Here is a 10,382-nt window from a genome sequence, read left to right as displayed (position 1 = left end):
CCTTGCCAATCGGGACCTGGACGGCATCACCGCCATCGGCACCGATGAAATCTGCTGGCGCAAGCGAACCAAGGACAAGTTCGTCACCCTGGTTTACCAGCTTGATGCCGGCAGCAAGCGACTGCTCTGGATCGGCCCCAACCGGACCACCAAGGTATTCCGGAGCTTTTTCGATTGGTTCGGGCCGGAACGAAGTAAAAAGCTGCAGTTTGTTTGCAGCGATATGTGGAAACCGTATCTGCGGGTGATTGCCGAGAAGGCCGTCAATGCGGTCAACGTCCTCGACCGCTTCCATGTGATGAGCCACATGAGCAAGGCCATCGATAAGGTCAGGGCCGAGGAGACCCGGGAACTCAAGGCCAAAGGAAAAGAACCGGTGTTGACCAAAAGCCGCTGGTGCCTGCTCAAACGGCCGGAAAATCTCACCGATACTCAGGTGGACAAATTGAGCGACCTGCTGCCCTGCAACCTTAAAACCATCCGGGCCTACCTGCTCAAGGAGGACTTCCAGCGTTTCTGGAGCTACGTCCATCCCGGCTGGACCGGTATCTTCCTCGACGAGTGGTGCACCAGAACCATGCGCTCCCGGCTTAAACCGATGAAGAAGGTGGCGAAGATGCTGAGGGCTCACCGGCCGCTCCTGCTCAACTGGTCCCAGGCCAGAGGCAAGATCGACCTGGGCTGTGTCGAGGGGTTCAACAACAAAGCCAGAGTGACCACAAAACGAGCCTATGGTTTCAGGTCGTATGATATGCTGAAAATCGCCTTGTATCATTCGCTTGGTGATCTACCCACGCCGAAGTTTACCCACAGATTTTGCTGAAGAGCCAAAAAAAAAGGCGGCGGAATTCGGGGAGGGGAGGTGGGGATAATTCAAGGAGAACGTTATCGATGCGCCTTACTTGAAGCGAGAATGCTGGCCCCAGAACGATTCCAGCATCTCCTCGATCTCTTCAGGGGGAAAGCCCTCCTTTGCGAGACCCTGCCGGTATTGGCGCAGGGACTTTCTCGCCCCGGGGAGATCGCCGGCTATGGTCCGGAGATTGTAGAGATTGCGCACCAGAGTCTGGTTTAAGGGGTCGAGCCGGAGGGTGGCGGTCAGCAAATCGGCCGCCTCGGGCGCCCGGTTGCTGCCCACCAGGATGTCGGACCAGGGCCGGGAGATGGTTACCCGGAGGCGGGAGAGTTCCTCGCGCCTGGCCGAAACCGCATCATCGGGGTCGAGCCCCGGCAGGTATTCACCCTGCCAGAAACCGTTTGCGGTCCGGAAGGCGTTGTCCGCCTGCCAGAATTCCCGCCGCCGAACGTGGGCCAGCCCCTTTTCTCCGTAACAGACGAACTGTTTGGCATCGATCACGCAATGTTTGAGACGCAGGATTCCTTTTTCGAGAACCAGATAATCCTGCACCGAGTGCGGCTCAAAGGCGGCGGCCAGGAGTTTTCGGAGCCGGGAAAGGAGGTTGTCCAGCTTGGATCTCGACTTTTCCGGCGAACTCTCCGGCCACAGGATGCACTGGGCCTGCTCCTGGGCGAGAGAGCTGCCGGGAGAGGTGATCAGAAGCGCCAGCAACTGGCGCTGGGCCGGGGTCAGGTCCCAGGCCGAAATCCTGCCTGCCCCGGAGATCGAGAGTTCGAGGGTGCCCAAACTCTTGATTTCAAGAAGCGGGATCATCCTGCCGTCCGGGAGGATGGCCGAGCCCAGCCGTTCAGTGGCCAGATGCCGGGCGTACTTTGGTTCGATGTTCTCCCGGACCGCCAGTGCGAGAATCTCCTTCATTATCAATGGCGACCAGCAGAAGAAATGGACAAACCGGTTTTCCCGCAAGTATTTTAAAGCGATGCGGATATCCGTCAGGGAATCGACTTCACGGCCGGTGCGCAGCCGATTATAAGCCCGATGGACATGGGCGCCGATCAGCATGAATCTGTTGTGATCAACCGCGCTGGAGATGGATTGGTTCAACAGGTTTTCAGCCTGCTCGGCATCACCCATCAGGGCATGGGCGCCACCGATAATGAACAGGTTGAGAGTCCGGAATAACGCACCCCCGGCTATGTCCCGCAGCCGAATCGACTCCTCGGCTGTTGCTGCCGCTTCCTTATAATCACCGCAGGCTGCAAGCAGGAAAGCTAGATAATGAAGAAACTGGCTCCGCAGGTGAGGGTTGGCCCCGCCGTGCGGCAACGTAAGCCCCTGCCGGGCCAACCGGATTGCCTCTTCATTTCTGCCCCCCGCCACCAGTAGATCGATATCCCAGATCAACAGAAAGGGAGCGGCAATGCTTTTGGCCAGGAGATCCCCGGAGGTTTCTCTTTCGAACCGCTCCTTATGATACTGGTAGCTTCCGAAATCCCCTTCCATGTCGAGGAGATTTACCGCGGCGATGCGCAGGAGCAGTTTGTTTATCGCTGAAACCCGCGGACTGACGAAGAGCGGCAGGGCTTGCTCGACCTCGGAGTGGTATGCCGCCCATCTTCCTAGACCATTTTCATAGCAGCGCATGACCCGTAAGCCAGCAACGAGATTTTCCATACCATGCTCACCGGCAAGCTGCAGTCCCAGTGAGGAATAGAAAGCGGCTTTTTCCATCTTGCAGAGAAAAAAACAGTTGCCGCCGGCCAGGATCTGGGCGGTTTGGATGGCGATGGCCGCAGGTAGCGCTTCCCTTTGACTGGCAAACAGCTCCTCGGCCCGGCCAAGCAGCAGCTCGCCTTCATTGTACATGCCGTCCACCAGCATCCTGAATGCAATCATCTGCGCCATGGCCAACAACTCGCCGAAGGGATCAGCGACCGCGGCAAAAAGCTCCCGGCTCCGCTCAAACCAGGAGAGGGCCTCGGGAGGTGAAAAATCCAGGCAGACCACTCCGGTGAGATAGGAGTACCAGGGATAGGCGCGGACCACCTCTTCCGGGATCATTTCCAGGGCCTGCTTCAGGGTCACGATCCGGTGATCGCTCACCAGTGCCATGCCGACCTCGCTGATCACCTGGTGGGCGTCTGCAAAATCCCCGGCCTTCAGATAATATGCGAGAGCTTCCTCGAACCGGGCTTGAGCCAGAAACCAAACGGCTGCTTTCCGATAAGTCTCTTCAATCTGCGGGCCGCTGAGTTCCCTTGCCGCCTGTTGGCGGAGGCTCTCCTGGAAAAAATGGTGGAAAATGTAAGTCTTCTGTTCTCCATCGGTATTTCGGATAAAAAAATTCCGCCGGACGAGATCCTCAAGCATCCGGATATTGTCAACTCCCTCGCCGATCTCTTCCACCAGACCAAGCGGCAGCTGGTCCAACAGGGAGAGATGGACCAGGGAACGCCGTATCTCCGCAGGCAGAACTGCAAGCACCTCCTCCAGAAAGTACTCCGGAATGGCGCCCTGCAGATGGGCAGGAAGAGAATCACTCGCAAGGAGGTCATCGACGTTATCAGTACCGAGCAACTGACCCATCAGCACCAGCCCCATGACCCAGCCTTCGGTGCGGGCATGCAGCTTCCGTATCAGCTCGGTGCTCACCGCCACCCGCATCCGTTCGGCGTACAACTCACCGGTTTCACTTCTGCTGAGCGCCAGTTCCCGGTTGCCGATCAAATACATGCCGCTATTAGCGAGCAACCGCTGAACCGGCGAGGCAACAGGGCGGCGCGTGACAAGTACGAAATGGAGCTTCGGCGCCTGCTCATTGATCATTGCAGCAAGGAATTCAAGACTGGCGGCATAACCTTCCAGAAAATAGACATCATCGAAGACTAGGAAAAAATCACTGCGGAGCTCCTTTTCCAGGTCGGTCGCCAGCACCCGCCCGGATTGGACGCACTCGGAGGCGGCAGCTTCCTTTTTGGCCAGCATCTCCTCGAGAAGGGGGGACTGGAAACCGGGAATGACTCTGGACAGAGCTGTCAACAGGGATTTGAGGAAAAAAACAGGATCGCCGTCTTCAGCCCCGAGTTGATACCAACAGAAGGGTTTTTGCAGATGGCCAAGAAGCTGGGCAGCGAAAACCGATTTGCCTTGGCCTGCCTGGGCCTCGATAAAGATCAATTTTCGCCGCTCGATCCTCTTCACGGCGAGCTTCCGGAAAAGATTTTCCCGAAATACGAACCGCTCGTGATCAAGAAATGGTGGGGTATATTTGCTCTGCTGGAGCGCGGCTGGTTTTTCCATTATGGCTCTTCAGCAAAATCTGTGGGTAAATTTTGGCGTGGGTAAGTCTCCAAGCGAATGATACAAGGCGATTTTCAGCATATCATACGACCTGAAACCATAGGCTCGTTTTGTGGTCACTCTGGCTTTGTTGTTGAACCCCTCGACACAGCCCAGGTCGATCTTGCCTCTGGCCTGGGACCAGTTGAGCAGGAGCGGCCGGTGAGCCCTCAGCATCTTCGCCACCTTCTTCATCGGTTTAAGCCGGGAGCGCATGGTTCTGGTGCACCACTCGTCGAGGAAGATACCGGTCCAGCCGGGATGGACGTAGCTCCAGAAACGCTGGAAGTCCTCCTTGAGCAGGTAGGCCCGGATGGTTTTAAGGTTGCAGGCCAGCAGGTCGCTCAATTTGTCCACCTGAGTATCGGTGAGATTTTCCGGCCGTTTGAGCAGGCACCAGCGGCTTCCATCGTGGCAATTAGCCGATCAATTATATCGCGGCAAGCTAACCAAATCGCCCGGGAATGACAACCAAAAATATGGGGAATCAAGGCCCCGGCCCGCGACCCGATCCCACCCTTAATTCTTGTCTCCTGGGCCTCTTTACAGTAACGTAGCGGCAACTTGGTTTACACTTAAGAGGATGGACCCATGCGGATCATGATTGTCGGGGCCGGAATGATCGGCCAGCACCTCAGCGAGAAGCTTTCCGGCGAAGGCCAGGAAGTGGTGCTGGTGGACAGCGACGAAAAAAAACTGCGCCGGCTGGAGCGGGAGCTGAACGTAATGCCGGTGGTGGGCAGCGGCGCTTCCCCCCGGGTGCTGGAGAAGGCGGGGATCGAGCAGACCGATCTCTTTATCGCGGTCACCGACAGCGATGAGATCAACCTGATCGCCTGCATCATCTCCCGCCAGTACAAGGTCAAAACCCGGATCGCCCGGGTTCGCAACGAGGATTTCTACGCCCAGGGCACCTCCCGGGTGGAGAAAACCCTGGGCATCGACCTGGTAATCAGCCCCGATCTGGCCATGACCGAAGAGATCTTGCGGCTGATTACCTTAAGCCAGGCGGTGGAGGTGGCCGAATTCGGCCACGGCCAGGTCGATCTCCTGGGCTACCAGGCCAAGGCGGAGCACCCCTGCGTGGGCTCCACCCTGGCCGAGCTGCGCGACCTGCAGAATACCTACCACTTCCTGGTGGTGGCGATCACCCGGGGGGAGACCACCATCATCCCCCGGGGTGACGACAAGGTTGAAGTGGGCGACAAGCTTTATTTGGTGGCCCGCCGCCCCGATGTGCCCCTGGTGGAAAAGCTGCTCTTTGCCACCACCAGCCGCCTGCCCCGCCGGGTGTTCATCATCGGCGGCGGCACCATCGGCGCCCGGGTGGCCAGCCAGTTGGAACAGCTCCGGATCGAGGTCCGGCTTTTGGAGCAGGACGCCAAGGTCTGCGAGCGGCTGGCCGAGCAGTTGGAAAACACCGTGGTGCTGAACAGCGACGGCCTGGAGGCCCACGATCTGCTGGAGGAGGATATCGACCAGGCCGACCTGGTGATCGCGGTCACCAACAGCGACACCACCAACATCCTCTCCAGCCTGCTGGCCAAGCACCACGGGGCCAAGAAATGCATCACCCTGATCAGCAACCCCGGCTTCGTCCCCATGCTGGGCAAGCTGGGGATCGACGTGCCGCTCAGCCCCCGCCAGGTGGCGGCCAACATGATCCTGCGCTATGTCCGCCGGGACGGCGGCGGCCGGGTGGTCAGCGTGGCCAGCCTGCTGGGCAACGACGCCGAGGTGGTGGAGATGAAGGTGCCCGATCACGACCAGTTCGTCGATCTGCCCCTGAAGCATCTGACCTTCCCCTACGGCTCCATCGTCGGAGCCATCATGCGGGGCCATCAGACCATCATCCCCACCGGCGACACCCGCCTGGCCCCCGACGACAACCTGATCATCTTCTTCACCAGCGACGCCGAGCAGGGCGTGGCCTCCCTTTTCGACAAATAGGCTTATGCATACCGGCGGCGTACTCAATATCCTGGGCAAACTGCTGTTGCTGATCGCCCTTTTTCTGCTTACCCCCATCCCGGTCAGCGTCTACTACGACGACGGGATGATGGATATCTTTCTGCGCTGCGCCGCCATCGGGGCCGGGGCCGGGGTGCTGCTGATCCTGATCTTTGCCCCGGCCCGGGAACTCAACCTCCGCGACGGCTTTACGGTGGCGGTGATCTGCTGGCTGGGGCTGGCCCTGCTGGGTTCTCTTCCCTACTGGCTCTCGGACCAGGTGCCCTCCTTTGTCGACAGCCTGTTCGAGGCGATGAGCGGCTTTACCACCACCGGCTCCACCATCCTCACCGATATCGAGGCCCTGGCCCCCAGCCTGCTCTTCTGGCGGGCCATCACCCAATGGCTGGGGGGGATGGGGATCATTATCCTCTCGCTGGCCATCCTGCCGCTGCTGGGCGTCGGCGGCATGCAGCTTTTCCAGACCGAGATGACCGGCCCCACCAAGGATCGGCTCACTCCCCGGATTCAGGACACCGCCCGGATTCTCTGGTCGGTATATCTGCTGCTCACCGGGGTGCTGATCGCCCTGCTGATGGCCGGCGGCCTCAATCTGTATGATGCCGTCACCCACGCCTTCTGCACCATCTCCACCGCCGGCTTTTCGCCCTATAACGACAGCGTGGCCCATTTCAACTCGCTCTATGTCGAGGTGGTGATCATCATCTTCATGTTCATCGGCGGCATCAACTTCGCCATGCACCACCATTTTATGCGGGGCAAGCTGGCCACCTACTGGCAGAGCGAGGAGTTCCGGCTCTATCTGGGGCTGGCCCTGGGCGCAACCCTGCTGATCACCACCTTCAACCTGCACGGGGCGATCTATGAAACGGTGGGCGATTCCCTGCGCCACGCCGCCTTCCAGGTGGTTTCGGTGTTCACCACCTCCGGCTTCGGCACCGACGATTTCACCCTCTGGCCCTCGGCCTCCCAGTTGATTCTGGTGGGGCTGATGCTGGTGGGCGGCATGGCCGGCTCCACCTCGGGCAGCATCAAGACCGTGCGCTTTCTGCTCTTTTTTAAGTATGTCCGGCTCCAGTTCCGCAGCCTGATCCACCCCCAGACGGTCAGCGTCATCAAACTGGGGGGCAAGCGGGTGCCCCAGGAGATCATGACCGCGGTGCTGGGTTTCTTCGCCCTCTATTTCATGATCTTCATTGTCGCCACCCTGGCGGTGACCGCCATGGGGGTTGACCTGCTCACCGGCACCACGGCGGTGATCGCCACCCTCAACAATATCGGCCCCGGCCTCCACCTGGTGGGTCCGGCCCACAGCTTTGCCGAGCTGCCCGACGCCGCCAAGATGATCCTCACCTTCTGCATGCTGGCCGGCCGATTGGAGCTTTACACGGTAATCGTGCTGCTCACCCCCGCCTTCTGGCGGACCGCCCGCCGCCCGGAGCTGCGCTGGCCCAAATCCCGCCCCCCCGGCGACCACAAATAGTATGACCGAACAGTACGATATCATCGTGATCGGAGCCGGCCATGCCGGTTGTGAAGCGGCCTTGGCGGCGGCCCGGATGGGTTGCCGCACCGCCGTGCTGGTGATCAACGCCGACAGCATCGGGGCCTTGAGCTGCAATCCGGCGGTGGGGGGGCTGGCCAAGGGCCATCTGGTCAAGGAGATCGACGCCTTGGGTGGCGAGATGGCCCGTAATATCGACGCCACCGGGATCCAGTTTCGCCGGCTCAACACCAGCAAGGGGCCGGCGGTACGCTCCTCTCGGGCCCAAGCCGACCGACTGCTCTACCGGCTGCGGATGAAAGCGGTGCTGGAGCGGCAGCAGAATCTGGCCATCCACCAAACCACCGCCGACCGGCTGCTGATCGAAGACGGCCGGGTCTGCGGGGTGCTGACCTCGCTGGAGGAGAAGCTTTACGCCAAGGCGGTGATCATCACCACCGGCACCTTTTTAAACGGCCTGATCCATATCGGCCTCAAGCAGTTTCCGGCCGGGCGGATGGGGGATGCCCCGTCGCTCTCCCTGCCCCGCCATCTTAAAGAGCTGGGGCTGAGCATGGGCCGGATGAAGACCGGCACCACCCCGCGGCTGGACGGGGGCAGCATCGATTTTTCGGCCCTCGAGGCCCAGCCCGGCGACGATCCCGCCCCACTTTTCTCCTTCGCCAACGCCGGCAAAAGCCCGGAGCTGCGGCAACTGCCCTGCCACGTCACCTACACCAGCGCCGCCACCCACGAGATCATCCGGGCCGGTTGCAGCCGCTCGCCGATGTTCACCGGGATCATCGAGGGGGTGGGGGCCCGCTACTGCCCCTCCATCGAGGACAAGATCATGCGCTTCCCGGACAAGGAGCGCCATCAGATCTTCCTGGAGCCCGAGGGGCTGGAGACGGTGGAGATCTATCCCAACGGGGTGCCCACCAGTCTGCCGGTGGATGTGCAATTGGCCATGCTGCGCAGCATTCCCGGCCTGGAACGGGTGCGGATGATCCGCCCCGGCTATGCCATCGAGTATGATTATGTCGATCCCCTGGATTTGCATCCATCGCTGGAAACCAAGCGGTTGCCCGGCCTCTTTCTGGCCGGCCAGATCAACGGCACCTCGGGCTACGAGGAGGCGGCAGCCCAGGGCCTGATCGCCGGGATCAACGCGGTGCATCAGGTGCGGGAGCAGGAACCCCTGATCCTGGATCGTTCCCAGGCCTATATCGGGGTGCTGATCGACGACCTGGTCACCAAGGGCACCAAGGAGCCCTACCGCCTCTTCACCTCCCGGGCTGAATACCGCCTGCTGCTGCGGGAGGACAACGCCGACTTCCGGCTCTGCGAGATCGGCCGCGAAATCGGCCTGCTGGATGAAGAGCGCCACCAAATCTTCCGCCGCAAACGGCAGGCGATGGATCGATTACGGGAACGCCTGCAGGCCACCTCCCTGCGCCCCGATCCGGAAACCAACCGCCGCCTGGCCGAACTGGGCAGCGCCCCCCTGCGCCAGCCCGCCACCCTGGCCGAACTGCTCAAACGCCCGGAACTGCGCCTGGCAAACCTGTTGCCGCTGGCGGCGGCGGCAGAGCCCGGCGGCGAATTTTCCGACCTGGGCCACGAGGTGGAACTGGAGATCAAGTATGAGGGTTATATCGCCCGCCAGCAGGAGCAGGTGGCCCGATTCCGCAAGTTGGAATCGATCCTGCTGCCGCCGGAGCTGGTTTATGCCGGGATGCCGGGGCTGAGCCGGGAGGTGGTGGAAAAACTGGAGCGGGTGCGGCCCCGCACCCTGGGCCAGGCCGCCCGGATCTCGGGGATCACCCCGGCGGCCATCGCCATCCTGCAGGTGCAGTTGCGGAGCCGGGACCGGAACAACTAAAAGCCAAAAATTACTTGAAAAATCCAGTCGATCTGCCGGGGAAAAAAGAGCCAGAGCCAAGCGGCGGCCACCAGGAAGGGCCCAAAGGGTACCACGCTCTGCCCCCCCTTGCCTTGGCGGACCATGGCCCCGATCCCCACCACCAGGCCCAGCAGTGAGCTGGCCAGGATGACGAAGGGCAGGGATTGCCAGCCCAGGAAGGCGCCGATCATCGCCAGCAGCTTGACATCACCCCCGCCCATCCCCTCCCGCTGGGTAATCAGGAAGTAGCCCGCCGCCACCAGGTAAAAGATCCCGCCCCCCAGCAAAATCCCCAGGGAGGAATCCAGCCAGCCGATGCCCACGGGCAGCAGGGCCACGGCAAATCCCAGGCCGATACCGGGCAAACTGATCACGTCGGGAATAAGTTGATGGTCGAGATCGATAAAAAAGATGGCCAGGAGGGCGGCACAGAAGATAAAGTAGATCCAGTATTCGGGGCTTAAACCGAAACGGACCAGCAACCCCGCCGAAAGCAGGGCCATGGCGGCCTCCACCAGGGGGTAGCGCCAGGGGATCGGCGCCCCGCAGGCCCGGCAGCGGCGGCCCAGAATGATAAAACTGAGCAGGGGGATATTGTCGTACCAGCGGATCTCCTGTTTACACTGGGGGCAGCGGGAGGCGGGACGGGCGATGGACTCGGCGGCGCCCTCCATCCAGGGAGGCAGCCGGGCGATAACCACATTGAGAAAGCTGCCGACCACCGCCCCCAACAGCAGCGCCGAGGCCAGCAAAAGATAATAAGGGATGGGATAATCCATCCGGTTATGTTATATCGAAATGGTGAAATTCGCTGCAAAAATGTGGCA

Annotated in this window: 8 protein-coding genes and 1 pseudogene; 6 read left to right on the top strand and 3 right to left on the bottom strand. The window is 60.7% G+C overall.

Features of this window, described 5'->3' with window-relative positions; translation table 11 throughout:
- Nucleotides 1-823 (top strand): ISL3 family transposase (locus ACHHRT_RS10905; RefSeq protein ID WP_395499801.1); only part of this gene is annotated, 823 nt, incomplete at its 5' end.
- Nucleotides 824-898: 75 nt separating this feature from the next.
- Here the strand turns inward: ACHHRT_RS10905 and ACHHRT_RS10900 are convergent.
- Entirely contained in the window at nucleotides 899-2,971 is a 2,073-nt protein-coding gene (locus ACHHRT_RS10900; RefSeq protein WP_395499800.1) for a BTAD domain-containing putative transcriptional regulator, read from the bottom strand.
- Between ACHHRT_RS10900 and ACHHRT_RS10895 the strand changes: the two genes are divergently transcribed.
- Both ACHHRT_RS10895 and ACHHRT_RS10890 read left to right on the top strand, forming a co-directional pair.
- Nucleotides 2,951-3,748, top strand: coding sequence for a hypothetical protein (locus ACHHRT_RS10895; protein WP_395499799.1), 798 nt, complete (start codon nucleotides 2,951-2,953; stop codon nucleotides 3,746-3,748). The genes ACHHRT_RS10900 and ACHHRT_RS10895 overlap by 21 nt on opposite strands.
- Nucleotides 3,749-3,802: 54 nt before the next feature.
- The gene (locus tag ACHHRT_RS10890) at nucleotides 3,803-4,204 is read left to right on the top strand and encodes a hypothetical protein (RefSeq protein ID WP_395499798.1); all 402 of its coding nucleotides are present in this window, start codon (nucleotides 3,803-3,805) and stop codon (nucleotides 4,202-4,204) included.
- Here ACHHRT_RS10890 and ACHHRT_RS10885 read toward each other — a convergent pair.
- Nucleotides 4,169-4,594: pseudogene (locus ACHHRT_RS10885) on the bottom strand (transposase); the annotation flags it as partial. The gene ACHHRT_RS10890 and the pseudogene ACHHRT_RS10885 overlap by 36 nt on opposite strands.
- A gap of 195 nt (nucleotides 4,595-4,789) precedes the next feature.
- On the opposite strand from ACHHRT_RS10885, the gene trkA reads away from it, so the two are divergent.
- From trkA to mnmG, 3 genes are read left to right on the top strand one after another with little or no spacing between them, the layout of a single operon-like run.
- Nucleotides 4,790-6,148: a Trk system potassium transporter TrkA gene (trkA, locus tag ACHHRT_RS10880; protein WP_395499797.1), complete on the top strand. Its 1,359-nt coding sequence runs from the start codon at nucleotides 4,790-4,792 to the stop codon at nucleotides 6,146-6,148.
- Nucleotides 6,149-6,152: 4 nt separating this feature from the next.
- Nucleotides 6,153-7,652 (top strand): TrkH family potassium uptake protein, encoded by a 1,500-nt coding sequence (locus tag ACHHRT_RS10875; RefSeq protein WP_395499796.1) that lies wholly within the window; start codon nucleotides 6,153-6,155, stop codon nucleotides 7,650-7,652.
- Nucleotide 7,653: 1 nt separating this feature from the next.
- Nucleotides 7,654-9,534: a tRNA uridine-5-carboxymethylaminomethyl(34) synthesis enzyme MnmG gene (gene mnmG / locus ACHHRT_RS10870; RefSeq protein WP_395499795.1), complete on the top strand. Its 1,881-nt coding sequence runs from the start codon at nucleotides 7,654-7,656 to the stop codon at nucleotides 9,532-9,534.
- Here mnmG and ACHHRT_RS10865 read toward each other — a convergent pair.
- Nucleotides 9,531-10,334, bottom strand: coding sequence for a prepilin peptidase (locus ACHHRT_RS10865; protein WP_395499794.1), 804 nt, complete (start codon nucleotides 10,332-10,334; stop codon nucleotides 9,531-9,533). The two genes, mnmG and ACHHRT_RS10865, sit on opposite strands and share 4 nt — an antisense overlap.
- Between the last annotated feature and the right edge of the window lie 48 nt (nucleotides 10,335-10,382).

It is taken from the genome of Desulfurivibrio modestus (assembly GCF_044068625.1).
Taxonomy (GTDB): Bacteria; Desulfobacterota; Desulfobulbia; order Desulfobulbales; family Desulfurivibrionaceae; genus Desulfurivibrio.
Note: the sequence above shows the minus strand (reverse complement) of the source record. Positions and strands in the feature narration are given on the sequence as shown.